Source organism: Pseudomonas sp. MMS21 TM103, from assembly GCF_022132145.1.
Lineage (GTDB): Bacteria > Pseudomonadota > Gammaproteobacteria > Pseudomonadales > Pseudomonadaceae > Aquipseudomonas.
Genome location: NZ_JAJISP010000001.1, coordinates 869106 through 892413 on the forward strand (window position 1 = coordinate 869106; position 23308 = coordinate 892413).

The following is a 23308-nucleotide window of genomic DNA, read 5'->3' on the forward strand; positions in this document are numbered from 1 at the left end:
CCTTATTCTTCGTGGACGTCGTGCTTGCGGTCGTACTGATTCATCTTCCACACATAGAAGAAAATCATCGCCACGAACGAATAGATGGAGCCCTGCTGGGCAAACCAGAAGCCCAGGGGGAACCCGAAGAACTGGATATGGTTGAGCTGATCGACGAACAGAATCCCGGCGCCGAATGACACTGCGAACCAGATGGTCAGCAGGATCAACATCAGTCGCAGGTTATCTTTCCAGTAGGCCTTGGCGGCCTCTTGCTTGGATACGGACATGTGAGGGACTCCTCGTTTTTGTTGTTTTGACCCTTGCAACTTAGCAGTCCCAGTGGCGGCCGCCAGTGAGACTTTGGTCGAGTGCCCGCATTCACCCCCTTGCATAAGGCATACAAGCCCCCATTGGCGCGGCTTTCAGACACAGAACCCGAGCCAGCGGATATTGCCGCCCCTACCAAGGTCGAATGCTCGGGCACCGCTCTAGTCCGGGATTCACGGACCAACCGGCGGTTGTCGCAGTGCTGGTGGCCGCAATCGGCAACCTTCAGCCGGTTTTTCGGTCCACAGCGCCATGCCCTGCGCCTTGGCGGCCGGCCAGGGCCGAGTCGGCAACCGATCGGCAGTGGTCATGCGTAACTGAGTCATGCAACCGTGGGACGAACGCAGTAGTCTTTCAACGATTGCGTTCAACAGCCTGTCAAGGAGGCCGCATGTCCAGCCCCAGCATGACCCTGTTCTACTCGCCCACCTCGCCCTTCGTACGCAAGGTCATGGTGCTGCTGCACGAAACCGGTCAACTCGACCGTGTGGCCTTGCACCAGATCCAGGCCACCCCGACCACGACCGACGCCGAACTCAACCGGCTCAATCCGGCGGGCAAGATCCCCGCATTGCGCCTGGCCGACGGCAATGTGCTGCACGACAGCCGGGTGATCCTCGACTACCTCGACCAGCAACATGTGGGTGACCCGCTGATCCCGCTGCTGGGGCCTTCGCGCTGGCGGCGCCTAACCCTGGCCTCCCTGGCCGACGCGATCCTCGACGCGGCCATACTGATCCGCTACGAGACCTTTCTGCGCCCGGCGGACTTGCAGTGGGCGCAATGGCAGGAAGGCCAGCAGGCGAAGATCGAGCGCGCCCTGCAACAGTTCGAAGATGAGGCCATTGCCGAGCTGGCTTGCCATTTCGATGTCGCCGCGATCGGCGTCGCCTGCGCCCTTGGCTACCTGGATTTCCGCCAGCCGCAACTGGCCTGGCGCGAACGCTTCCCGCAACTGGCCGGCTGGTATGCCGAGATCAGCCAACGACCATCGATGCAGGCCACCCAGCCGCCGGCTTGAGCCTGGCTGCAGGCCGGGTGCGAAATTCGGCGTATGCGCCAATATCGATGATTAGCAGAAGGTGATCTCGCACGCCAACGGCTGGTGGTAGTGCACTCCATGCCAAGCATGCCTCGACTGACGATCATCCGCGTACCGCGAATGGCGCGGGCCTCAGCCCCGCCCTTGGCCCGCGGCGCCGGGCCAGCGCATTCCCGCGGCCTGCGCCAGAACCCGGCTGCCGTGATGGCGAGCCTGCACAGCAAAACCTCAGCAACCCACCTCAAGGAGAACAGCTCCCATGGCTGAATATGTCGCCCAGGTAATCTGGCAGCGCGGCGAGCAGGACTTTCTCGGCAACCGCTATAGCCGCAAACATCTGCTGCGTTTCGATGGCGGCCTGGAGATAGCCGGCTCATCCTCGCCCCACGTAGTGCCCGTACCGATGTCGGATGAAACGGCGGTTGATCCCGAGGAAGCCTTTGTCGCCTCGATCGCCAGTTGCCACATGCTCTGGTTTCTTTCCATCGCAAGGCAACGCCGCTTCTGCGTCGATGACTACCAGGACGCCGCCAGCGGGGCGATGCAGGCGAACGGCGCCGGCAAGTTGTTTATCGCACGGGTCACCCTGCGCCCTGCGGTCACCTTCTCCGGCGAACGCCTGCCGACACGGCAACAGATCGAGCAGATGCACCATCAGGCTCACGAGGAATGCTTTATCGCCAACTCGGTGAAATCCGAGGTGCGCTGCGAGCCGCGCTTTGCCGGTTAACGGCCTAGGGGGTTGAACTATTCAACTGGTCGCAACCCGGCACGGCAGCATGAAAAAGCCCGCACCAGCCCCGCTAACTCCTGCTAGCGTTGTTTACCCATGACCGCCATGTGCGGGTCAGTCGGCGCGCTGCTGTACCTGGTGGTAAAAGCCCGGCGCCAGGACACCCCAGCGGCCCAGCCAGCAGCCTCGGTCTGCACCGGAGACACTCGCCGCCATGAGCACCCACAGCCTTCTCGCTTCGCTGTTCCAGTACAACGCCTGGGCCAACCATGAGCTGTTCGCCGAATTGCACGCGGCGCTGCGCATCCTCAACCACATCCATGTGGTCGAGCGGATATTTGTCGCCAACCTGCAAGGCCAGGCGCACGACTACAGCGCCACCAATACCCCCGAGACGCCAACCCTGGAGGCGCTCCACAAGGCGATGCAGGCCACCGATGCCTGGTATCTGGAGCATGTGGCGGGCTTGCGCGCCGAACAGTTGCACGAACGCCTGAGCTTCAGCTTTGTCGACGGCGATGCCGGCTGCATGAGCCGCGAGGAGATGCTGGCGCATATCATCAGCCACGGCGGCTACCACCGCGGCGCGGTGGGGCGAATCATGGCGCAGCTGGCGCTTGCCCCGCCGCGGGATATCTACACCCGCTTTCTCCATCAGGCCGAGCCCGAGCGCCGCCAGGTGAGCCCAGGCGGCACCCCTGAAGCCGCCTCAGCCAACTTCAGCGCCACCCCGACCAACCCTGGTGAATGACATGCCATCCATGCGAATTGCTGCGGCGCAGTGCTTGTCCGTCCCCGCCGACCTCGCCGCCAATGTCGACATCCATTGCAGCTTTATCGCGGCGGCCAGCGCCGCCAACGTCGATCTTCTGGTATTCCCCGAGCTGTCGCTCAGCGGCTATGAGCTGCCACTGCTGGGCAGTTGCACGGTTCAGCCTGAAGATGCAGTGCTAGCTCCCATTCGCCAACTGGCTCGTGCAAGAGCGATGACCGTGGTGATTGGCGCTGCGCTGCCAAGCACCTCAGCGCGCCCCTATATCGGCGCCATCACGTTCTTCCCGGATGGCCGTAGCAGTCGCTATTGCAAACAGTACCTGGATCCCAGCGAAGCGCCCTTCGCGACTCCGGGCGAGCGCGGCGCCAAGCGCCATGATCTGGCCGAGGAGTCGTTCACCCTGGCAATCTGTGCCGACACCACCCACGAGCAGCATGCGCAACGCGCCGCCGCCACGGGTGCATCGCTGTATCTGGCCGGTGTGCTGGTGTCGCCGAAAGGCTACCCGCTGGATTCCGCCAACCTCAGTCGCTATGCCGCCAGTTACGCCATGACCACGCTTATGGCCAATCACGGCGGCCCGTCCGGGCCCTATCTGTCGGCCGGCAGAAGCGCGATCTGGGCACCCGGCGGCAAGCTGGTGGTCGAGGCGCCAGGCCCAGGCAGTTATCTGCTGATCGCGACAAAAGAGTCTGCCCGATGGACCGGCGAGCTACGTGCGGGCGCAGCCTGACAGGTCGTTACCAATCCACGGCGGCGGCCAATAAATACAACGGCTATACCGGTAATCGACCAGCCAACCACTCATGGAGTCCTCATGACTCACCCGATACGCTGTAGTTGCGGCAAGTTCAAAGGCGCCCTCACCCGGACCCACCAAGAGAATCGCGGCATCTGTTATTGCACGGACTGCCAGGCCTTTGCCCGCTACTTGCGCCGTGCGGAGCAGATACTCGATCGCAGCGGCGGCACCGATATCATTCAAACCACGCCGAAGAACATCACCTTTACCGATGGCATCGAGTACCTTGCATGCATGCGCCTCACGCCGAACGGCCTGCTGCGCTGGTATGCCAGCTGTTGCAACACCCCCATCGGCAACACTTTGGCCAACCCCCAGCTGTCCTTCGTGGGCCTGGTGCACAACTGCCTGGCATCAACACCGGTATCGCTGGACGAGGCCTTCGGGCCAATCCGCATGCAGGTGAATACCCGGTCCGCCCTGGGCGAACCCAAGCCCAGAGCCTTCGGCTTGCCGGCCGCCATGTTGCGCATTACCGGCATGCTGCTCAAAGCGCGCCTGGATGGCAGCTACCGACGCACGCCGTTCTTTATCCCTAATTCGAACACGCCCACCGTCGTGCCCAAGGTGCTCAGTCCACAGGAAAAGGAGGACCTGATGCATGCAGACTGACCGGCAACTGCGCCTATGAAAGCCACGATCGAAGCCGTTGAGCTCAACCCTCAGGTGCAGCAGTTGCTCGCGGACTGCCAGTTGCCAACCGACGATCTGCAGGACGCCGCGAATCACCTGCAGCTGTTTGGCTGCCAGGCTGACGTCCGCCTCATCGGGCTGGTGGGCCTGCAGATGCATGGCGCGGATGCACTGTTGCGCTCCCTCGCCGTGGCCGACTCCGCGCGCGGCCAGGGGCTTGGCGCCGAATTGCTGGCCTATGCCGAACAGCAGGCTGCGGCCCATGGCGTGCAAACCATCTACCTGCTCACTACCACGGCCGAGGAGTTCTTTACCCAGCGCGGCTACCGCCTGGCCGAACGCTCAGCCGCACCTCCGGCGATTGCCGCGACCCGGCAGTTGCGCGGGCTTTGCCCGGCGACAGCGGCGTTTATGTGCAAGCGCTTGAGTGTCTAGGGAGGAATAGGACGAAATCTGGTCCTCCGGCCTGCCGGTTCCGTGGATCAATACAAGCCAGGAGCCTGGCAATGGCTACCCGTACCTGAATAGCACCATGTTTCCCCAGAGGCGCTTCTGGTTTAGCGGACAGAATGGTTTCTATGGGCGTTTCGGGCAGAGCGAAGCCTGGCCGGCGATGCTGGGCCACGCGCCCCGTGCCCGCGACTCGCGGACAGCAGGGTCTGGTATGCCTCGCGGTTCGACAGCCCTGACCCGCAGCATTCCCCTGCACGCCAGGCATTGCCGATTAGTCCCAGCGTTAGTCGCTAGCCTCGGACTCACGCTGCAAGCATTGGAGCTATTCGAGAGTTCAGAACACTAAAAGCTCAGGTTGAAATTGCCGGAGCCGAAAATCCCCACCAAACCAATGACGATCAAGTAGATGGCTACGATGTAATTCAACAACCGCGGCACTACCAGGATCAGGATGCCGGCGATCAGGGAAATCAAAGGGGTCAGTGCAAGAGTCATGGTGTCTTCCTGGCGAATGAGTGTGCGGATACTTCAGTACGCGGGCAGTATGCGCGTGAAACCCCCGAGGCAATAGCAACCATTGACTGATGATTGCCCGCCCTGGCTAACCTTCAATCCAACTGGAAGCGCCCGGTGTTCTGCGCCAGCACCTGGCTGCCGCGGCGCAATTGCTCGGCCGCCTCGCTCACCGCCTGCGCGCCGTCGAGCATGGCGCTGGCGCCCTGATCGACCTGCTGGATATTGCCGCTGACCTCGTCCGCGGTGGCCGCCTGCTGTTCGGCGGCGGTGGCGATCTGCGCCAGGCGGTCGCTGACCCGCTGCACCGACTCGACGATTCCGGCCAGATCCTCGCCCATGGCCAGCACGCTGCCGACATCACCCTCGGCCTGCTGCACGGCCGCCTCCATCAGGCTGACCGACTGGCCGACCACCCGGTGCAGATCGGCAACGGTCTGGGCGATTTCCGCGGTGGAGTTCTGCGTGCGTTGCGACAGCGAACGCACCTCGTCGGCGACCACGGCAAAGCCACGGCCCTGCTCGCCGGCACGCGCCGCCTCGATGGCCGCATTGAGCGCCAGCAGATTGGTCTGTTCGGCGATACCCTTGATCACATCGACCACCCGGGTAATCTGCTCGGTCTGCACGCGCAGCTGCTGCAGGGTCGCAGCACTGTCGCCCAGGCGGCTGCTGAGCTGACGCATGCTGGCGCTGGTCCGCACGCTGCGCTGGTTGCTCTGGTTGGCAATTTCACGGGTTTGCCCGGCTTCCACCGCGGCCTCCTCGCAGCTTTGCGCAACGCTTTGCGCGGTGGCCGCCATCTGCGTGGCGGCGGTGGCGATCTGGCTCATCTGCCCCTGCTGCTGTTCCACTGAGGTCAGCGCGCTCTGCGCCTGGCTGCTGAGCAACTGCACGGTGCCGCCGAGGCTCTGGCTTTCCTGATCGACGCCCTGCAGCGAGCCACGCAACTGGGCGACTGCGGCATTCAGCGCGCTGGCGATACTCGCCAGGTCGTCTTCGCCATGCACCTGCATGTGCACGCGCAAGTCACCGTCACGCAGGCCCTGCGCGGCATCGATGATGCCGGCGGTGCTGCGACGAATCGAGGCATTCAGGCAAAACAGCACGTAGAGCGCCAACAGGGTCAGCACACCGAAGACGGCGATCACCTGCCACATTTCGCGCTGCGCCTGCTGCCGGTAGTCACCCAGACTCTGGGTGAACTGCTGGTACAACACCTGCTGCAGGCCGCTCAGCTGGACCTGCAAAGCGTCTACCCGCTCGATGAACTGTTGCGGACTCAAGGCCATGGGGTTGGCCTCGAACATGTCGCGGTCGATCTCGAGGAGAAAGGTGTCGAAACCTTGCTCGGCCGCGACGAATGACGCCTGCAAATCGGCCATCGGCTGCGATGCCTGCTGTCCGAGAGTCGCACGTGCCTTGATCAACTGGCCGCGCGACTCCTCCAGAGTTCGGCGCAAATCGCGGATCTTGACCCGGCTTTGCAGGGTGAAGTGCTCCGAGAACACCGCCCCATAACCCTGGCTGGCGAAGCTGCCGAGGCTTTCCTGCAAGCGGGGCAAGGTGAAGGTCAGCTGCTCCATCATCAGGTAGGTGTCGAGATGCGGATCGAGGATCAAACCGCTGTCGGTGGCCACCTGCTCGCGCAGCGCCATCAGTTGCAACAGGGTCTTTTGGTAACGGTCCAGGGCATCCGGTAGCGCCATCTTGCCCAGTACCGCCACACTCAGTTCGGCGCGCAGCTCTTGCAGGGCAGCCAGTTGCTCACGTGTCTGCACGCTCGACGGGGTACTCGCGAGCTGGGTAGCGGCCTGTTCCAATGCCTGATCGAGGCCGCTTGCGCGTTGTTGCAGCAGCGCCTTGGCCGGTTCGTCGGTGCCCTTCCAGCGCGCCAGCAGGGTACGCTGGGCGATGATCTCACGCTGCACCTCGCCCAGCGCCTGCACCCCGCGCACGCCTTCCAGCTCATGGTCGATCAGCATCAGGCGGGCCAGATGGTCGCTAGTGATCACCCACAGCGCATAGCCCAGCGGCAGGGCGAATAATACAAACAGCAGCTGAAATTTACGCGCGAAGCTGAAACGCTCCAATACGCGTATACCCGGCTTGAGTACTCCAGTCATAACGACACCTCAACGAGCCCATCCACACCTGGCAACAAGTGTGGCAAAGAACATCATCTAGCAAGAATTACGCCGGGCTACTCGAGTCAAGCCAGGCAAGCAGCACGGACGGCGGCTTGCAGCATAGGCCAATTGCGTTTCAGCACTGCGGCTGATTGGCGGTATAGCGCTGCGCCGGATTGATCGCCACGCCGAAATCACGCAAGGCGCTGGTGCCGATCAACAGCGGATAATCGAAGTGGCTGCGGTCGGTGAGGTTGACCTCAACGGTGCGCAACTGGTTACCCAGACAGAGCTGCATATCGACCACCGGACGCTTGGCCACCGCCGGGCGGCTGGCCCCGCCCCGCTCTTCGGCGCGGCTCTTGATCTTGCTGACCCGGGCCAGGGGCTGCTCGAACTGGGTGTCGTCGGCACTCGCAGTGGCCAGGCGGAAACGCACCCAATCCTGGCCGTCACGGCGGAACTGCTCGATGTCCCTGGCCGACAGCGAGGCGGTCACCGCGCCGGTGTCCATCTTGGCTTTCAGGGTTTGCCCGACTTGTGGCAACTCGATGTATTCGTAGCGCCCGTAGAGCGCCGGTTGATTGGCCATCGCCGGCAACGCGACCAAGGCCAAGAGTGCAGCAACAATCTTCATAACCAGTCAGGACTCCGTTAAAACGTCAGGAACTCCGACCGGCTCAGCGGCAGTTGGTTCGACCGGATGTCGGCCTGCGGGGCGCCAGTTATCTGGCGGGCAAGCCCGTCCACATCTCATCGAGGTGGCGAAATCCCCAGTCGGCGGCGGATTCGCGACTGACGATCTTGTCGCGGCCGACCCATTCGGCCAGGTCGACGATGACCTGACGAATCGGGGCTTTCGAGGTGGCCGAGAAGAACACCTTGACCCTGGGCATCAGCAACGACGTGGCGTGCTGCTCCAGCACCACCCCGAGACGGCCGCTCTGCAGGCGCACCAGCGAACCGGTTGGGTAGATACCGACGGCCCGGACAAACGCCTGGAACACGCGCTCATCGAAATGCCCCTTGCTCCACTCCGCCATCTTGCGGATCGACTCAGCCGGTCCCCAGCCAGCTTTATAAGGACGGTTCGAGGTGATCGCGTCATACACGTCGCAGACCGCCCCCATCCGGGCGAACAGGCTGATCTGCTCACCGACCAGACGATGCGGGTAGCCACTGCCATCGACCTTTTCGTGGTGATGCAGGCACACATCCAGCACCTGCGCGCTGACCTGCCGGCTGTCGAGCAGAATCCGCGCGCCCTCCGTGGGATGGCTGCGCATCGTGGCAAACTCGCTGTCGCTCAACTTGCTCGGCTTATTCAGCAGCGCCGACGGTATGCGCATCTTGCCGATGTCATGCAGCAGCCCGGCCATGCCCGCCTCGCGCACCTGGGCCTCGGCCAGGTCGAGCTGGCGCGCCAGGGCGATCATCAGCGCGCAGACCGCCACCGAGTGCATGTAGGTGTATTCGTCGGCGCGCTTGAGCCGCGCCAGGCTGATCAGGGCACTGGGCTGACGCAATACCGAGGCGGAGATTTCATCGACCAGCTCGGTCACATGGGCCACGTCAATCGCCCGGCCCATGCGGGCATCGCCGAACATCTGCAGCACCGCCTCCTTGGCGGTGTCGCAGAGCTTGGCGGCACGGCCAACCTCCTCATCCAAGGCGCAGCGCCGGCGCTCGACCAACGGCTCGGCGGCCTGCAACACCGCTGCGGTTTCTTCCTCCACCTGTTCCAGCGTCTGCCCGCTCGGCAGATCCAGCCCCCTGCTGGTGTCGATCCACAGCTCGCTGATCCCGCTGTCGCGGATACGCTGCAGGTCCTTGGGGTTGTTCAGGAGAAAGCGGGGCTTCCAGAAAGGATGCTCCATCCATGAGCCGCACAGCTCATGGATGTACATACCCTCAAGCAACTCGGTGACGGAAATGCGCTTAAGCACGTTGGCGACCACGGCGACTATGGATGAACCCTGTAAGCATATGCCACTTCCGGCAGTGGCAGACTGACATCACCGAGCTATTTTCCGTCACCCATTGCGCTCTCTGTGGCGCTGAAAGTGCCTGGCGCCGTCGCGCGGCCAGCGCCGCGTTGCGCCCGATGATTCGCACCAGGCCCGGCCGGAGGGGCGATCCGGTCGGCGATCCGTTCGGAGCGCAGCGACAGCCCGCCAGCTTTTGTGCCGCGTGGAGCAACCATGGTGCACGGCCTGCGGCGAGTGGCACCCTACTAATCACGGATTGCCCGAGACACTGGTCAAAGCCTTGGGCGCCCCGTCATGAAGGCTGCCGGGGCGAATGTCATCATCGACACCCAGCCCCGTGATCTCGACCCGGCCCTGTGGTGCGGTGACGCCCTCGGTCGCACCAGCAGTAACGCCGGGGCCTGCGCCTGATACACTGCGCGTCATTTCGATTTGCAGGCCTGAACCGTGACCAACACCGCTTTCTCCTCACTGCCGCTGTCCGCCGCCATGCTGGCGAACCTCGAGTCGCTCGGTTACACCGAGATGACGCCGATTCAGGCGCAGAGCCTGCCGGTGATGCTCAAGGGCATGGACCTGATCGCCCAGGCCAAGACCGGCAGCGGCAAGACCGCGGCCTTCGGCGTCGGCCTGCTCAACCCGCTCAATCCGCGTTATTTCGGCTGCCAGGCGCTGGTCATGTGCCCGACCCGCGAACTGGCCGACCAGGTGGCCAAGGAAATTCGGCGCCTGGCGCGTGGCGCCGACAATATCAAGGTGCTGACCCTGTGCGGCGGCGTGCCTTTCGGCCCGCAGATCGGCTCGCTGGAGCATGGCGCGCAGATCATCGTCGGCACGCCGGGGCGCATCCAGCAGCACCTGGCCAAGGGCACGCTGAAGCTCGACGGCCTCAACACCCTGGTGCTCGACGAAGCCGACCGCATGCTCGACATGGGTTTCTACGACAGCATCGCCGATATCATCGGCCAGACCCCGAGCAAGCGGCAGACCCTGCTGTTCTCCGCCACCTACCCGTCGAGCATCAAGCAGCTGTCCGCAGCCTTCATGCGCAACCCGCAGCAGGTCAAGGCCGAGGCCATGCACGACGACGCGCAGATCGAACAGCGCTTCTACGAGATTTCCCCCGAAGAGCGCATGGATGCCGTGGTCAAGCTGCTCGCCAGCTTCCGCCCCGAGTCCTGCGTGGCCTTCTGCTTCACCAAGCAGCAGTGCCAGGAAGTGGTCGACCACCTGGGCGCCAACGGTATTTCCGCCGCTGCCCTCAATGGCGACCTGGAACAGCGCGACCGCGACCAGGTGCTGGCGATGTTCGCCAACCGCAGCCTGTCGGTACTGGTGGCCACCGATGTGGCCGCCCGCGGCCTGGACATCGACGCCCTGGACATGGTGATCAATGTCGAACTGGCGCGCGATTCGGAAATCCACATCCACCGCGTCGGCCGCACCGGCCGCGCTGGCGAGAAAGGCATGGCCATGAGCCTGGTCGCGCCCGCCGAAGGTCATCGCGCCCAGGCCATCGAGACCCTGCAGAAAAGCCCGCTCAACTGGCACCCGCTGAACAGCCTCAAGGCCAAGGCCGGCGAGCCCCTGCAACCGCCGATGATCACCCTGTGCATCAGCGGCGGACGCAAGGACAAGGTCCGCCCCGGCGACATCCTCGGCGCCCTCACCGGCGATGCCGGCATCCCCGGCAGCCAGGTCGGCAAGATCGCCATCTTCGACTTCCAGTCCTATGTCGCCGTCGAACGCAGCATGGCCCAGCAGGCTTTGAAACGCCTGAGCGAAGGCAAGATCAAGGGCCGCACGCTGCGCGTCCGCTCGCTGTAAGGCACTCGCCACGGCCCGCCGTGGCGACAGCTCTGGCCTTGAGGGCTGCCCGGCGGTCTGCATTCGCCGCGGGGCGCGCCTCCTACAAAGGCCTGGCGCTATCCGCGTACCTGTAGGAGGCCCGACCTCGGGGCGATGCTTTCCCTGGCACCCAGGTCCAGAGCAGCAGCCCTGCGGCCCGCATTCGCCGCGGGGCGCGCCTCCTACAAGAGCCTGGCGATACCCACGCACCTGTAGGAGGCCCGCCCCCGGGGCGATGCTTCTGCCCTGGCTCGCTGACCCAGTCATCCACCACCCCGCCCGCGCGCTTGTCGCCACCCCGCCCTTGGGCAATCATGACCTTTCCCGTCGGCTGTCGCCGGCATCCGCTTGATGCCCACTGCCGCGGGCGCCCCAGCCCAGGAGCCGCCGCATGTTCGAGGCTTTCGCCACACTCAAGCAGCACTTTGCCGCCCTGCACAGCGACGCCGAATACTGGTCGCTGCGCTATGTCCGCGAGGATCACCAGCAGTTGGCGATGCGCAAGCAGGTGGCCGAGCCGCCGCGTTTCAGCCGCGATCAGGGCGCCATGCTCAGCGTGCGGATGGCCGGGGTCGAGGCCTACGCGGCGACCAGCGACCTGTCCCGCCAGGGCCTGCAGGACGCGCTGGAACGGGCCACGGCGCTGGCCCGGCGGATCGCCCCGCAAGCCTTGCTCGATCAGCGCGCACGAGTGCCCTCCAGCGAACGCGGCGAGTACCGCTCGCCCGGCCTGGAGGAGGAGTTCCCCTCGCTCGCCGCCTGCTACCAGCTGCTCGCCGCCGAGTCCGCCGCCGTGCCCAACGATCCACGCCTGGTCAACTGGCGGGTCGGCCTCGACCTGACCAGCAGCGCGCAGCTCTACCTCAACAACAGCGGCGCCGAGTTGCACCAGGCCCAGCGTTTCGTCTACCCGCACCTCAGCGTCACCGCCTACGACGGCCAGGACAGCCAGACCCGCAACCTCGGCGGCGCCCACCTCGGCCAGCAGGGCGGCGCCGACGTGATCGAGCGCCTGGGCCTGATCGGCGCCGCGCCGCAGGTCGCCGACCAAGCCCTGCAACTGCTGCTGGCGGCCAACGCGCCGAGCGGCCCGCGCGACCTGCTGCTGATGCCGGATCAGATGATCCTGCAGCTGCACGAATCCATCGGCCACCCGCTGGAGCTGGACCGCATCCTCGGCGACGAGCGCAACTTCGCCGGCACCAGCTTCGTCAAGACCAGCGACTTCGGCCGACTGCAATACGGCTCCCGCCTGCTCAACGTGAGCTTCGACCCCCACGTCCCCGAGGAGCTGGCCAGCTACGCCCATGACGACGACGGCAGCCCGGCGCGCCGCGAGTACCTGATCCGCGACGGCCTGCTGCTGCGCCCCCTCGGTGGCGCCCTGTCGCAGTGGCGCAGCGGCCTGCCGGGCGTGGCCAACAGCCGCGCCTGCAACTGGAACCGGCCACCGATCGACCGCATGGCCAACCTCAATATCGAACCGGGCGATCAGAGTCTTGAGCAACTGATCGGCGGCATCGAGCACGGCATCCTGATGGCCAGCAACCGCTCCTGGTCGATCGACGACGCACGCAACAAGTTCCAGTTCGGCTGCGAATGGGGCCAGCTGATCGAGCACGGCCAGTTGCGCGGTGTGGTCAAGAACCCCAACTACCGCGGCATCTCCAGCCAGTTCTGGGGCTCGCTCGCGGCCGTCGGCGACGCCAGCACCCGCGAGGTGCTCGGCACCGCGCAGTGTGGCAAGGGCGAACCCAACCAGGTGGTGCGCGTCGGCCACGCCACCCCGGCCTGCGTATTCAGCCAGGTCGACGTATTCGGCGGAGCCGCCTGATGGACAACCTCAAGCAATTTTCCGCGCTGGCCGAATGGCTACGTGACGCGCTCAACCCAGGCGAAGAATTCAGCCTCGGCTACAGCGCCGAATCCTCCGAATTCATCCGTTTCAACCAGGCCAAGGTGCGCCAGGCCGGCCATGTGCAGCAGGCCAGTTTGACCCTGCAACTGATCCGCGACGGCCGCCATGCCGAGCTGCAGGTCACCCTCAGCGGCATGGCGGCGGACGACCGCCAGCGCCTGGCCGACGCCTTGCAGCACCTGCGCCAGACCCTGCCGCTGCTGTCGCCCGACCCCTACCTGCAGCTCAACCGCGAGGCCTGGCACAGCCATGTGCTGCAACTCGAAGCGCTGCCGGACAGCGCCGCCGTGGTCGAGCAGATCGGCCAGGCCGCGCAGGGCCTGGATCTGGTCGGCTTCTACGCCGCCGGCCCGATCAGCCGCGGCTTCGCCAGCTCCAGCGGCGCCTTCGGCTGGCACCAGGCGAGCAGCTTCAACTTCGACTGGAGCCTGTTCCACGCCAACGGCCAGGCACTCAAGGCGCAGTACGCCGGCCAGACCTGGCAGGCCGACGCCTTCGCCCGGCGCATGCAGCAGGCGCGCGAGCAACTGAGCTACCTGGGCCAGCCCGTGCGTACCCTGGCGCCCGGCAGCTACCGCGCCTACCTGGCGCCCGCCGCCCTGCAGGAAATTCTCGAACTGATGAGTTGGGGCGGCTTTTCCGCCCAGGCCCTGGCCGACAAGGACAGCCCGCTGCAACGCCTGCACGCTGGCGCCGCCCGCCTCAGCCCGCTGCTCAGCCTGCACGAGCAGATCGCGGGCTCGCTGACCCCGGCGTTTTCCAGCGAAGGCTACCCGCGCCACGACCTCAGCCTGATCCAGGCCGGCCAGCCCGGCGAGCAACTGGTCAGTTCACGCAGCGCTGCCGAATACGGCCTGCCGGCCAACGGCGCCAGCCCCTGGGAAAGCCCGCAGGCGCTGGCCATGGCCGCCGGCAGCCTGGAGCAGGACGAGATCCTCGCCCGCCTCGGCACCGGCCTGTACATCGGCAACCTCTGGTACCTCAACTACTCCGACCGCCCCGCCGGGCGCGTGACCGGCATGACCCGCTTCGCCACCTTCTGGGTCGAGGACGGCAAGCTCCAGGCGCCACTCGCCAGCATGCGCTTCGACGACAGCCTCTACGACCTGCTCGGCAGCCAGCTCGAAGCCCTGACCCGCGAACGCGAGCTGAGCCTGTCCACCAGCACCTATTACCAGCGCCACAACGGCTCGAGCCTGCTGCCCGGCGCCCTGCTCCGGCGCCTGACCCTGACCCTGTGAATGCCCGCTGCTTGCCGCCGGCGAGCAGCAGCCGGCCGCTATCGGCGGCAACGCCAAGGCACAGCCGCGGAGGATGGTGTTGCGCGCAGCGATACCCATCGATGGCGCCGCCTACCGTTGCGACAAAACACCCACGCCTGCCTGAGAGCTCAGCGGGCTTAGGCACGGCAACAAGCGCCCGCTACAGACCGTGCCGCTGCAGAATCGCCGCATAGCTGCCATCGGCGCGCATGGCGACGATGGCCTGGTTGAACGCCTCGGCAATCGCCTGATGCTGCGGATGACTGCGACGGATCAGGATATGCAGGCCGTTCTCGCTCAATGGCTGCCCGACGAACTCCAGCTCATCACGGATCTCCCTCAGCTCGCGGCCGAGGTGATAACGCGCGACTATCTCGTCCTCCAGGGTCAACTCGACCCGCTTGGCCTGCAGCATGCGCGCAGCGCTGTCGAAACTGCCGACGCCCACCTTGTACAGCAACGGGTCGCTGTTGAACGCGGCGGAATAGGCATAGCCACGCACCACCGCGATGCGCTGGATATACAGATCGGACAATTGCTCGAACCGGATGGCGCTGCCCTTGCGCCGCAGCAGGCGGATGCGGTTGATCAGATAGGGCTCGGAGAAGTAACCGAAGCCGGCGCGCTCCTCGGAATACCAGGCGTTGATCAGGACATCGTAATCGCTGCGCTGCAAACCGCGCACCGCCCGCTCCCAGGGCGCCTGCGCATAGGCCGTGGCATAACCGGCACGGCCCAGCGCGCTGCTCACCAGATCGGCCGCCACACCGTTATTCAGCAGGGTCTGGTCAGTGAACGGCGGCCAGGCGTTGGCCACCAGCCGCAGGGGCTGCGCCCATACGCCCAGCGGCACCAGCAAAAACGACAAGCACAACGCACGCAGTCCATTCATGACGGGCTGTCCACAAGGCAAGGATTCCAGACTGGTCATTACCCGCATATCCGGCGGGTCTGCCAGTCCTATTGGTTATAGCCGTACTGAAACACCCTGCAGGTGGCGAGGCAACCGCAACAGGCCGGTAGCCCGGCTTCGATTTGGCAGGACAAAGACGGATTGCTGCTCACACGGCAAATACTATAAGGTCGAACCACTTTAGCTGGCCCGGTGCCATCCTGCGCGCCCGCCGTTACCAAAGGGAGTTTGGTATGCGTTTCACCTCAACAGAATGCCCCAGGCTTGCCACACCGGCGCCCCGCCATAGTCCCCCTGTTAGCCGATGCGCGCCATCTGCGCCACACACCAGCGGCAAGCCCGCCAGGGAGCGCATGTCCACAGCCTATCGGCGGCACGAAAACACGCGGCCACGCGAATACCCACGGCTGACTGCCTTTACAGGCAATACCTTGATCAGCGGGGCTTTACGGCAGAGATCGTTAGTTTGCGTGCGGACTTATCTAGAATTCTGCGTTATTCAATAATGAAGAATTCCGTCTAATCTCTGTTAGCCGCAAGGAGGCATCAATGTCCCAATACAAGCTCACTGAAGAAATTCTGAAGCGTTCTCAGGCTCAAATTTTGGACATAGCAAAGCTAGAATGGAGCCTGTATCAAATATATGAGGCCGAAGAGCCTGAAACCTGTCTGTGCGGTCACTTTCCAATAATTGAAATATGCACACTGCATAATAAGCTAAACGGACAATTCGCAACCGTAGGCAACTGCTGCGTAAAGAAACTCATTGGCCTACCTTCCGACCTTATATTCCAAGCAGTGAAGCGCGTTCGGAAAGACAATCAAAAATCGCTTAATGCAGAAGCCATAAAACATGCGCATGAAAAGGGCTGGATAAACGACTGGGAATACAACTTCTCAATCGACACAATGCGAAAGAGAGTTCTCACTGGCAAGCAACTTCAAACACGCATGAAGGTCAATGAAAAAATGCTTGCCAACATGAAGCGAAATAGTGGCAACGGCTAACTAGCGGTTCAAATCGTTCGCTTCGCTCGCTGGGACGGGCTAAAGCCCGCCCCTTAACCAAACGTTATACACAAAACAGGGAAGTTTCAGGTGCGCTTTATCGAAAACAATATTAAATGGATTATGCTGATTACCGGGCTTATTACTTGCACGATGGTGCTTGCCCTAATCGCGCCTCGAATGGCACTTGAGCAGACCTTTGGCCAGTCGCTGGAAGGTCCTCTTGCCGAAATCGTTGTTCGAAGTTGGGGAGCGGTAATCACGTTGATTGGGGCAATGTTGGTCTTCGGCGCATTTTGGCCAGAGCATCGCAGCCTGGTTTTAGTTATCGCTGCAGTAAGCAAACTGATATTCGTTGGGTTAGTTCTTTCGATAGGCACTCAATTCCTCGGGAAAGCGGGTCTGACAATTGCATTTGACGGCGCAACAGCATTGATTTTTCTACTTTATCTGCTTGGCTCGAGGAACCGGAGCATCCGTGTATAACAAGTCGCTTAAATACGTTCCGGCCCTACGGCCTCCACCGGACGCCCTTGTCAGGGCGCCGCATAGCTTCGCGTTAGGCCCCGCACTAAATCCCACAAAGACATAAAGTTTCAATAGAAAGGATATCTATTATGAATAAGAAAATTTTGGCATTATTCGCAGCCAGCATCACAATGACCGGTTGTAGCATTAAGCAAACAGTAACCCCTGTTGAAAGCCTCACTGAAAAAGAAGTCTGCCTTATAGAAAATCCAAATGTAAAATCTGGATTTATTAAAGTATATAAACGTACACTTCTAGAAAAAGGATATCTTGTACGACAACTGAAGCCCTCAGCATCAATTATTGAGTGCCGTATAACATCAACATACAATGCCACATGGCGCTGGGACATGGCTTTATATATGGCACTTGCTGAAATTAAAGTTTACAACAATGGGAAGCCTATCGGCGAAGCCCATTATGACTCACAAAGCGGCGGAGCAAATATGGCAAAATTCATAAATGCGGAAAACAAGATCGTTGAGCTTGTAAATAAACTATTTCCCGGCGGCGCAGGCTCGTAATACTCATTACAATTCCTAAAGTTTAACAAGCGTATATCCGGCCTGTGTTGGGCTTCATCGCCCTGGCCATTCTGTAGTTCGCGCAGCGGGGGGCCAAGCGTTCAATCGATCACGGGGATCATGATTGTTATCGGCCTTATTCCGCTGCAGGACTCGCCTGTTGCGGCAGTTCTGCTGCTCACCACAACCACAAGAAACCCATCACCCCTTCCTGATTACCCCCGCCGTCAGGCGGGCTTTGCGCTTTGCCAGCTGCCGCTGAAACGCCTCTATGGGGATAAGCGCTGCATACATCCATGGCCCCCGACCATCGCAGCAAACAACAAACACCAAAGTACTATTCGTGTCGGGCGCCGGGCTTCGTACCCTGAAGCGATGATGCGTTTAATGCTGTTCCTCGCCCTGCCGGTCCGCCGCGTCCTGCCTTCTGCGCGCGGCGTGACTGCGGCGCTGATGCTGCTGGCGTTTGTCGGCGGTGCCTCTGCACTGGCCGCAGAATCGCCCGCGGCGGGCAGTGACCCGCTGCCGGTGCTGACCCTGAGCGTGCTGCAGTTCGGCACCGCGCACTGGGAGCTGGAGCATTTGCGGCGCCGGCAGCTGGACCGGGCGCAGGGCTTTGAACTCAAGGTCAGGCTGGTGGCCGATCTGCCGGCGTCGCGGCTGGCGGTGGCCAGTGGCAGCGTCGATGGGGCCGTGGGCGACCTGCTCTGGGCGCAGTCGCGCTATGCCGCCGGCACGCCCTACCTGTATCTGCCGTTTTCGGCGCAGATCGGCGAGATCGTGGTCGCCAGCGACAGCGCCATAACCCGCGTGGCCGATCTCGCCGGCAAGCGCATAGGCGTGGCCGGCGGGCCTGCGAGCCTCGGCTGGCTATTGCTGCAACAAGTAGCCCGCCAGCAGGGTATCGATCTGGCTCAAGAGGCCGAGGTGCAATTCGCCGCGCCGCCGCTGCTCAGCCAGGCCCTGCGCCGGGGCCAGGTGGATGCGCTGGTGACCTATTGGCACTTTGCCGCGCGGTTGCGCGCCGAGGGCGGCAGTCGTAGCGCGTTTGCCCTGGCGGACCTGCTGCAGGCGCTGGACCTCAACCCCAGCCTGCCGGTGCTCGGCTATGTCTTCCCGCAGGCCTGGGCGGCCCAACACCGGGCGTTGCTCGAGCGGTTCGAGCGGGCGCTGCGCCAGGGTAAAACCGAGCTGGCCGACACCGCGGCGCATTGGCACGCCCTCAGGCCCTTGATGCGCGCCGAGGACGACGCGGTATTTGCCGCGCTGCGGGGCGGCTTCATCGCGGGCATTCCCGCAGCGCTGGATGCCAGGCGCATCGCCGACCTGCGCCGCCTGCTGAGCCTGACCGGAACCCCGCCGGCGCAGCTGATGCCTGAGTCCTTGTTCTTTCGAGCCGGCCGATGAAACCGCCACGCTGGGCCTACTGGATCATGCTGCCGCTGGCCGTGGCGCTGTGGGCCCTGATTGCCGCGCTGCTGGAGACGCCATTGCTGCCCACCCCGAACGCCGTGCTCGGCGCGCTGTGGCAGTCGCTGCAGAGCGGCGACCTGCAGCAGCACCTGGGCGTGACCCTGCGCCGGGTCCTCATCAGTTTCGTCCTGGCGATGCTGCTCGGCGCGCTGCTGGGCGTGTGGATGGGCCGCTCGCCGCTGGCCAATGCGCTGCTCGATCCCCTGCTGGTGCTGTTCCTCAATCTGCCAGCGCTGGTCACCATCATCCTGCTGTATGTCTGGTGCGGCCTGGTCGAGGCCGCCGCCATCCTCGCGGTGGTGATCAACAAGGTGCCGAATGTCGCGGTGACCCTGCGCGAGGGCGCGCGCAGCCTCGACCCTCGGCTGGAACAGATGGCCCAGGTCTACGCCTTCAGCCGCTGGCAGCGGGTGGCGGATGTGTGGCTGCCGCAACTGTTCCCCTACCTGATGGCCGCGACCCGTGGCGGCCTGGCGCTGATCTGGAAGATCGTGCTGGTGGTCGAGCTGCTCGGGCGCTCCGACGGCATCGGTTTTCAGCTGCACATGGCCTTTCAGGTGTTCGATGTGGCGAGCATCCTGGCCTACAGCCTGGCCTTCATCGCGGTGGTGCAGCTGATCGAGCTGGCGCTGCTGCAACCCCTGGAACGCCGGGCCTCGCGCTGGCGTGAAGCGGGAGCGCAGCATGCTTGAGCTGCAGATCGACGGCCAGGCCAGCGGCCATCCGGTGCTGGGCGCCATCACGGCCCGGGTCGCCGAGGGCGATCGCATTTGCCTGCTGGGCCCTTCCGGTATCGGCAAGACCACCCTGCTCAACGGCATCGCCGGGCTGGACCGGCGCCTGAGCGAGCGGATGATCCAGCGCGGCGGCGAGCTGCGGGTCGGCTACCTGTTTCAGGAACACCGCCTGCTGCCCTGGCGCAGTGTGCGCCAGAACCTGGCCATGGTCGGGGCGAGCAATGCCGAGATCGACCGGCTGCTGGCCCAGGTCGGCCTGGCCGAGGTGGCCGAGGCGCTGCCCGATCAGCTGTCGCTGGGCATGGCCCGCCGCGCCGCGCTGGCCCGCAGCCTGGCGATCAAGCCGGACCTGCTGTTGCTGGACGAACCCTTCGCCTCGCTGGACCCCGATCGGGCCGCCGAGCTGCGCCGCCTGATCACCCGCCTGCTGGACGCGCACCCGCACATGGCGATGATCTGCGTCACCCACGACGCCCGGGACGCCGACGACCTGGCCAACCGGCTCTGGTACCTCGATGGCGCCCCCGCCGAACTGCAATGGGACCAGCCCCTGACCACGGTCAGCAGCGCCAGCCGTATCAGTGCGGCGTTGCGCGCGCCCTGCGCCTAGCCGCGAGTCGCGTGACGCCTGCTGCAGCAGGCCGTTGAACAGCTAGATGAGTCAGGGGCCCGGTTGCCCGGGCCCCGTCGTGGTGGTCAGAGACGCGCTTCGAAAATCAGGTTGAAGGGCGTCTCGGCCGCGCGCCGGAAGTGGCTGAAGCCGGCCTTGCGGAACACCTCGGCCAGGCGCGCCTCGCCGGCCTGCGCGCCGAGGACCAGCGTGCCGCCCTCCGAGATCGCATGGGCACAACAGATGGTGCTGGACGCTGCATAGTAGATCCGCGCGACCGGCGACAGGTTGTGCTCGACGCGGTCCTGGGCGAACGGCTCGACCAGCATCACCGTGCCATCGGGCGCCAGCACCTGGGCGGCATGGCGGGCCGCGGCGACCGGGTCGCCCAGGTCGTGCAGGCAGTCGAAGAAGCAGATCAGCCCGTACTGTTGGTCCGGGTAGTCCACCGCCCGCGCCACGTCGAAACTCACCCGCTCGGCGACGCCGGCATCGGCTGCGTTACGCCAGGCTTCGTCGAGCGAGGGCGCATGGACATCGAATCCATGGAAGCGCGACTGCGGGAACGCCCGCGCCATCAGCACGGTCGAGTGACCGTGGCCGCAGCCCACGTCGGCGACCGCAATGCCGGCCTCGAGCCGCGCGACGATGCCCTCGAGCGTGGGCAACCACTCCGGCACCAGACTGGCCCGATAGCCGTTGCGGTAGAAGGCCGCCGAGCCGCATTGCAGGCGGCTGTCGTGCTCGCCCCAGGCCACGCCCTTTCCGGTGCGGAAGGCGTCGAGGGTCTTCTCCTCGTCGAACCACATCGAGGCCGGTACCTGCCAGGCGGGGGGCAGGTACACCGGGCTCTCCTCGTCGGCCAGCACCAGCGCCTGCTCGGGTGACAGTTCGTAGGTATCGCTGACGGCGTGGTAGCCCACGTAGCCACCGGCGGCCTGCGCGTTCAGCCACTCGCGCACGTAGCGTTCGGCGCAGTCGGTGCGGGCGGCGAGTTCCCTGGCGCTGATCGGGCCGGCGCCCGACATGGCTTTGTACAGCCCGAGCTTGCTGCCTAAGCTGACCAACACGCCACCGTAGGCGGACGACAGGTCGCCAACGGCACGCATGACAAAAGATTCCAGCTTGGCTTGATCGATTGCAGGTGTATTCATGGTATTGCGCTCCTTTCTTGCACTATCGAGTGACTCAGAGGTCGCATTCATGATCACCGCCGCCGCCACTCTGGCGAAGAGTCGCATTCGCCTGGAATCGGTTCGTTTGTGCCACTGTGCGCCGCCCGCCAACGAGGAGGACCTCGCACCATGACCAGCCCCTCCAGCCCGTGCGGACCGAGTGCCTACCACGTCAGCCTGGTGGCCCTGCCCGACGCCGCGGTGTCCACCCTGGCCGGCCTCTTCGACGTGATAAACGGGATCGCGCTGATGGGCGTCGCGGTGCCCGTACCGTTTCGGGTCGAGATCGTCGGCGAGGCCGTGGGCCCCCTGGAGCTGGCGAGCGGCGTTCCGATCAGCGTGCAGCGCGCGATCGATACCGTCGAGAGCAGCGACATCGTGATCGTCCCGTCGGTGCTGCTGCGCCCGCAAGACTGGGAGCAAGGCCGCTATCCCCGCCTGGTCGAGTGGCTGCGCAGCATGCACGAGCGCGGCGCCATGCTCTGCTCGGCCTGCTCGGGGATCTTCCTGCTGGCCGAGACCGGGCTGTTCGATGGCAAGGACGCGACGGTGCACTTCGCCTACGCACGGACGTTCGCGGCCACCTATCCGGCCATTGCGATTCATCCGGAGCGCGTGCTGGTGATCTCCGGGCGGAGCGAGGAACTGGTCAGCTCGGGCGCCTCGACGAGCTGGCACGACCTGGTGCTCTACCTCATTGCCCGTTACGCCGGCCCGACCAGCGCCCAGGAGATCGCGCGCCTGTTCGCCCTGCAATGGCACCAGGACGGCCTCATGCCCTACATCGTCTTCGAGGGCAAGACCGACCACGGCGACGGCGAGATCCAGAGCGCGCAGCAATGGGTGAGCGGGCACTTCTCGGTGGCCAACCCGGTGGAGGAGATGATCAAGCGCTCGAAGCTCGCCGAACGCACCTTCAAGCGGCGCTTTGCCAGCGCGACTGGTCTCACCCCGCTCGCCTATGTGCAGCGACTGCGCATCGAAGATGCCAAGCGCCGGCTCGAACGGACCGACACGCCGATCGACGAGATCAGCTGGCGGGTCGGCTACGAGGATGCGGCCTTCTTCCGCCGCCTGTTCAAGCGCACCACCGGCCTCGCCCCGAGCGCCTATCGCAAGCGCTTCCGCATCCCCGACTTCGCCCGGCCGTAGCAGCACGAGCGACGCGGCAACAAGCGCTCCGACCGTGCCTGTGCGGCCGCCCGGTTCTCTGCGCAGCGTCGGCAAACATTGAGGCTACGGGCGGCGCCCGCTAACGGTTCGCGCCGAGGCACTTGGGGGTGTGCGCAGAAGCTAGACTCATAGGTGCAGTCCGGGCTGAGCTGACTGAGGCAATAGCGGCCAGCCGCACGCAAACCACCCACATTGCCGGAGGCCCAGGATGCCCACCACAGTCCGTGCCCTGCAGGGCGACATCACCCAGCTGCCGGTCGAGGCCATCGTCAACGCGGCGAACGCTTCGCTGCTCGGCGGCGGCGGCGTCGACGGGGCGATTCATCGCGCCGCCGGGCCGCAGTTGCTGGAGGAGTGCCGCCAGCTGGGCGGCTGCAGCACCGGCGAGGCCAAGCTGACCCAGGGCTATCGCTTGCCCGCCGCGTACGTCATTCACACGGTCGGGCCGGTCTGGCATGGCGGCAACTGCGGCGAGCCGGCGCTGCTGGCCGCCTGTTATCGACACTCGCTGGAACTGGCCGCCGCCCAGGGCATTCGCAGCCTGGCCTTCCCGAGCATCAGTACCGGCATCTACGGCTACCCGCTCGAACTCGCGGCGCAGGTCGCGATATGCACGGTGCGGGCGGCGCTAGAGGAGTTCACCGGTTTCGACGAGGTGATCTTCTGCTGCTTCTCGGCCAGCGACCTGCAGGTGTACCAGCGCCTGCTCGGCGAGTAACCCGGCGCCCGCCCAGCCCAGCCCCGCCCGGGCAGGCGCCAGGC

24 protein-coding genes are annotated in these 23308 nt (G+C 64.4%); 17 read left to right on the forward strand and 7 right to left on the reverse strand.

Going from position 1 to position 23308, the window contains the following annotated elements:
• Positions 1 to 2 precede the first annotated feature (2 nt).
• On the reverse strand, positions 3 to 269 hold the full coding sequence (locus tag LJY18_RS03975) for a DUF4212 domain-containing protein (RefSeq protein ID WP_238040494.1): 267 nt from the start codon (positions 267 to 269) through the stop codon (positions 3 to 5).
• A gap of 431 nt (positions 270 to 700) precedes the next feature.
• Between LJY18_RS03975 and LJY18_RS03980 the strand changes: the two genes are divergently transcribed.
• The 6 genes from LJY18_RS03980 to arsN2 all read left to right on the forward strand — a co-directional run bounded on the left by LJY18_RS03980 (position 701) and on the right by arsN2 (position 4729).
• On the forward strand, positions 701 to 1330 hold the full coding sequence (locus LJY18_RS03980; RefSeq protein WP_238040495.1) for a glutathione S-transferase: 630 nt from the start codon (positions 701 to 703) through the stop codon (positions 1328 to 1330).
• 280 nt (positions 1331 to 1610) lie between these two features.
• Entirely contained in the window at positions 1611 to 2081 is a 471-nt protein-coding gene (locus LJY18_RS03985; RefSeq protein ID WP_238040496.1) for an OsmC family protein, read from the forward strand.
• A 217-nt stretch (positions 2082 to 2298) separates the two neighbouring features.
• Positions 2299 to 2835 carry a DinB family protein gene (locus LJY18_RS03990; protein ID WP_238040497.1) on the forward strand — a complete coding sequence of 179 codons (537 nt, stop codon included), beginning with the start codon at positions 2299 to 2301 and terminating at the stop codon, positions 2833 to 2835.
• 10 nt (positions 2836 to 2845) lie between these two features.
• Complete coding sequence (locus LJY18_RS03995) at positions 2846 to 3592, forward strand: carbon-nitrogen hydrolase family protein (RefSeq protein WP_269137713.1); 747 nt, start codon at positions 2846 to 2848, stop codon at positions 3590 to 3592.
• An 84-nt stretch (positions 3593 to 3676) separates the two neighbouring features.
• Complete coding sequence (locus LJY18_RS04000) at positions 3677 to 4273, forward strand: DUF6151 family protein (protein ID WP_238040499.1); 597 nt, start codon at positions 3677 to 3679, stop codon at positions 4271 to 4273.
• Between the two features lie 15 nt (positions 4274 to 4288).
• Positions 4289 to 4729 (forward strand): arsenic resistance N-acetyltransferase ArsN2, encoded by a 441-nt coding sequence (arsN2, locus tag LJY18_RS04005; RefSeq protein WP_238040500.1) that lies wholly within the window; start codon positions 4289 to 4291, stop codon positions 4727 to 4729.
• Between the two features lie 360 nt (positions 4730 to 5089).
• Here arsN2 and LJY18_RS04010 read toward each other — a convergent pair whose 3' ends face one another.
• The 4 genes from LJY18_RS04010 to LJY18_RS04025 form a co-directional block, all read right to left on the reverse strand.
• Positions 5090 to 5242: a DUF3096 domain-containing protein gene (locus LJY18_RS04010; RefSeq protein ID WP_238040501.1), complete on the reverse strand. Its 153-nt coding sequence runs from the start codon at positions 5240 to 5242 to the stop codon at positions 5090 to 5092.
• Positions 5243 to 5355: 113 nt separating this feature from the next.
• Positions 5356 to 7386 carry a methyl-accepting chemotaxis protein gene (locus LJY18_RS04015; protein WP_238040502.1) on the reverse strand — a complete coding sequence of 677 codons (2031 nt, stop codon included), beginning with the start codon at positions 7384 to 7386 and terminating at the stop codon, positions 5356 to 5358.
• Between the two features lie 139 nt (positions 7387 to 7525).
• On the reverse strand, positions 7526 to 8026 hold the full coding sequence (gene rloA2 / locus LJY18_RS04020; RefSeq protein WP_238040503.1) for a retropepsin-like aspartic peptidase RloA2: 501 nt from the start codon (positions 8024 to 8026) through the stop codon (positions 7526 to 7528).
• 88 nt (positions 8027 to 8114) lie between these two features.
• Positions 8115 to 9335, reverse strand: coding sequence for an HD-GYP domain-containing protein (locus LJY18_RS04025; protein ID WP_238040504.1), 1221 nt, complete (start codon positions 9333 to 9335; stop codon positions 8115 to 8117).
• Between the two features lie 489 nt (positions 9336 to 9824).
• Here LJY18_RS04025 and dbpA point away from each other — a divergent pair, with 489 nt between their 5' ends.
• From dbpA to LJY18_RS04040, 3 genes are all read left to right on the forward strand, one after another.
• Positions 9825 to 11204, forward strand: coding sequence for an ATP-dependent RNA helicase DbpA (gene dbpA / locus LJY18_RS04030; RefSeq protein WP_238040505.1), 1380 nt, complete (start codon positions 9825 to 9827; stop codon positions 11202 to 11204).
• A gap of 412 nt (positions 11205 to 11616) precedes the next feature.
• The gene (locus LJY18_RS04035) at positions 11617 to 13059 is read left to right on the forward strand and encodes a TldD/PmbA family protein (protein WP_238040506.1); all 1443 of its coding nucleotides are present in this window, start codon (positions 11617 to 11619) and stop codon (positions 13057 to 13059) included.
• Positions 13059 to 14384 (forward strand): TldD/PmbA family protein, encoded by a 1326-nt coding sequence (locus LJY18_RS04040; protein WP_238040507.1) that lies wholly within the window; start codon positions 13059 to 13061, stop codon positions 14382 to 14384. The genes LJY18_RS04035 and LJY18_RS04040 overlap by 1 nt, the downstream gene beginning before the upstream one ends.
• A gap of 181 nt (positions 14385 to 14565) precedes the next feature.
• On the opposite strand, the gene LJY18_RS04045 is transcribed toward LJY18_RS04040, so the two are convergent.
• Positions 14566 to 15297 (reverse strand): substrate-binding periplasmic protein, encoded by a 732-nt coding sequence (locus LJY18_RS04045; RefSeq protein ID WP_238040508.1) that lies wholly within the window; start codon positions 15295 to 15297, stop codon positions 14566 to 14568.
• 570 nt (positions 15298 to 15867) lie between these two features.
• Between LJY18_RS04045 and LJY18_RS04050 the strand changes: the two genes are divergently transcribed.
• The 6 genes from LJY18_RS04050 to LJY18_RS04075 all read left to right on the forward strand — a co-directional run bounded on the left by LJY18_RS04050 (position 15868) and on the right by LJY18_RS04075 (position 20198).
• The gene (locus LJY18_RS04050; protein WP_238040509.1) at positions 15868 to 16326 is read left to right on the forward strand and encodes a hypothetical protein; all 459 of its coding nucleotides are present in this window, start codon (positions 15868 to 15870) and stop codon (positions 16324 to 16326) included.
• A gap of 90 nt (positions 16327 to 16416) precedes the next feature.
• Positions 16417 to 16812: a hypothetical protein gene (locus tag LJY18_RS04055; protein ID WP_238040510.1), complete on the forward strand. Its 396-nt coding sequence runs from the start codon at positions 16417 to 16419 to the stop codon at positions 16810 to 16812.
• A 131-nt stretch (positions 16813 to 16943) separates the two neighbouring features.
• The gene (locus LJY18_RS04060; protein ID WP_238040511.1) at positions 16944 to 17378 is read left to right on the forward strand and encodes an Sbal_3080 family lipoprotein; all 435 of its coding nucleotides are present in this window, start codon (positions 16944 to 16946) and stop codon (positions 17376 to 17378) included.
• Positions 17379 to 17831: 453 nt separating this feature from the next.
• Positions 17832 to 18785: an ABC transporter substrate-binding protein gene (locus LJY18_RS04065; RefSeq protein WP_238041109.1), complete on the forward strand. Its 954-nt coding sequence runs from the start codon at positions 17832 to 17834 to the stop codon at positions 18783 to 18785.
• Positions 18782 to 19543 carry an ABC transporter permease gene (locus LJY18_RS04070; protein ID WP_238040512.1) on the forward strand — a complete coding sequence of 254 codons (762 nt, stop codon included), beginning with the start codon at positions 18782 to 18784 and terminating at the stop codon, positions 19541 to 19543. The genes LJY18_RS04065 and LJY18_RS04070 overlap by 4 nt, the downstream gene beginning before the upstream one ends.
• Entirely contained in the window at positions 19536 to 20198 is a 663-nt protein-coding gene (locus LJY18_RS04075) for an ATP-binding cassette domain-containing protein (RefSeq protein ID WP_238040513.1), read from the forward strand. Before LJY18_RS04070 ends, LJY18_RS04075 begins: the two co-directional genes overlap by 8 nt.
• 86 nt (positions 20199 to 20284) lie before the next feature.
• Here the strand turns inward: LJY18_RS04075 and LJY18_RS04080 are convergent, their stop codons facing one another.
• Positions 20285 to 21337, reverse strand: coding sequence for a class I SAM-dependent methyltransferase (locus LJY18_RS04080; protein WP_238041110.1), 1053 nt, complete (start codon positions 21335 to 21337; stop codon positions 20285 to 20287).
• Between the two features lie 165 nt (positions 21338 to 21502).
• Here LJY18_RS04080 and LJY18_RS04085 point away from each other — a divergent pair, with 165 nt between their 5' ends.
• On the forward strand, positions 21503 to 22525 hold the full coding sequence (locus tag LJY18_RS04085) for a GlxA family transcriptional regulator (RefSeq protein ID WP_238040514.1): 1023 nt from the start codon (positions 21503 to 21505) through the stop codon (positions 22523 to 22525).
• Positions 22526 to 22754: 229 nt separating this feature from the next.
• On the forward strand, positions 22755 to 23264 hold the full coding sequence (locus LJY18_RS04090) for an O-acetyl-ADP-ribose deacetylase (RefSeq protein WP_238040515.1): 510 nt from the start codon (positions 22755 to 22757) through the stop codon (positions 23262 to 23264).
• Positions 23265 to 23308 lie beyond the last annotated feature (44 nt).

Bases quoted from the DNA above. Each gene is read 5' to 3' on its own strand.
- LJY18_RS03975 (WP_238040494.1), bottom strand. From the start codon at position 269: ATGTCCGTATCCAAGCAAGAGGCCGCCAAGGCCTACTGGAAAGATAAC.
- LJY18_RS03980 (WP_238040495.1), top strand. From the start codon at position 701: ATGTCCAGCCCCAGCATGACCCTGTTCTACTCGCCCACCTCGCCCTTC.
- LJY18_RS03985 (WP_238040496.1), top strand. From the start codon at position 1,611: ATGGCTGAATATGTCGCCCAGGTAATCTGGCAGCGCGGCGAGCAGGAC.
- LJY18_RS03990 (WP_238040497.1), top strand. From the start codon at position 2,299: ATGAGCACCCACAGCCTTCTCGCTTCGCTGTTCCAGTACAACGCCTGG.
- LJY18_RS03995 (WP_269137713.1), top strand. From the start codon at position 2,846: ATGCGAATTGCTGCGGCGCAGTGCTTGTCCGTCCCCGCCGACCTCGCC.
- LJY18_RS04000 (WP_238040499.1), top strand. From the start codon at position 3,677: ATGACTCACCCGATACGCTGTAGTTGCGGCAAGTTCAAAGGCGCCCTC.
- arsN2 (WP_238040500.1), top strand. From the start codon at position 4,289: ATGAAAGCCACGATCGAAGCCGTTGAGCTCAACCCTCAGGTGCAGCAG.
- LJY18_RS04010 (WP_238040501.1), bottom strand. From the start codon at position 5,242: ATGACTCTTGCACTGACCCCTTTGATTTCCCTGATCGCCGGCATCCTG.
- LJY18_RS04015 (WP_238040502.1), bottom strand. From the start codon at position 7,386: ATGACTGGAGTACTCAAGCCGGGTATACGCGTATTGGAGCGTTTCAGC.
- rloA2 (WP_238040503.1), bottom strand. From the start codon at position 8,026: ATGAAGATTGTTGCTGCACTCTTGGCCTTGGTCGCGTTGCCGGCGATG.
- LJY18_RS04035 (WP_238040506.1), top strand. From the start codon at position 11,617: ATGTTCGAGGCTTTCGCCACACTCAAGCAGCACTTTGCCGCCCTGCAC.
- LJY18_RS04040 (WP_238040507.1), top strand. From the start codon at position 13,059: ATGGACAACCTCAAGCAATTTTCCGCGCTGGCCGAATGGCTACGTGAC.
- LJY18_RS04045 (WP_238040508.1), bottom strand. From the start codon at position 15,297: ATGAATGGACTGCGTGCGTTGTGCTTGTCGTTTTTGCTGGTGCCGCTG.
- LJY18_RS04050 (WP_238040509.1), top strand. From the start codon at position 15,868: ATGTCCCAATACAAGCTCACTGAAGAAATTCTGAAGCGTTCTCAGGCT.
- LJY18_RS04060 (WP_238040511.1), top strand. From the start codon at position 16,944: ATGAATAAGAAAATTTTGGCATTATTCGCAGCCAGCATCACAATGACC.
- LJY18_RS04065 (WP_238041109.1), top strand. From the start codon at position 17,832: ATGCTGCTGGCGTTTGTCGGCGGTGCCTCTGCACTGGCCGCAGAATCG.
- LJY18_RS04070 (WP_238040512.1), top strand. From the start codon at position 18,782: ATGAAACCGCCACGCTGGGCCTACTGGATCATGCTGCCGCTGGCCGTG.
- LJY18_RS04075 (WP_238040513.1), top strand. From the start codon at position 19,536: ATGCTTGAGCTGCAGATCGACGGCCAGGCCAGCGGCCATCCGGTGCTG.
- LJY18_RS04085 (WP_238040514.1), top strand. From the start codon at position 21,503: ATGACCAGCCCCTCCAGCCCGTGCGGACCGAGTGCCTACCACGTCAGC.
- LJY18_RS04090 (WP_238040515.1), top strand. From the start codon at position 22,755: ATGCCCACCACAGTCCGTGCCCTGCAGGGCGACATCACCCAGCTGCCG.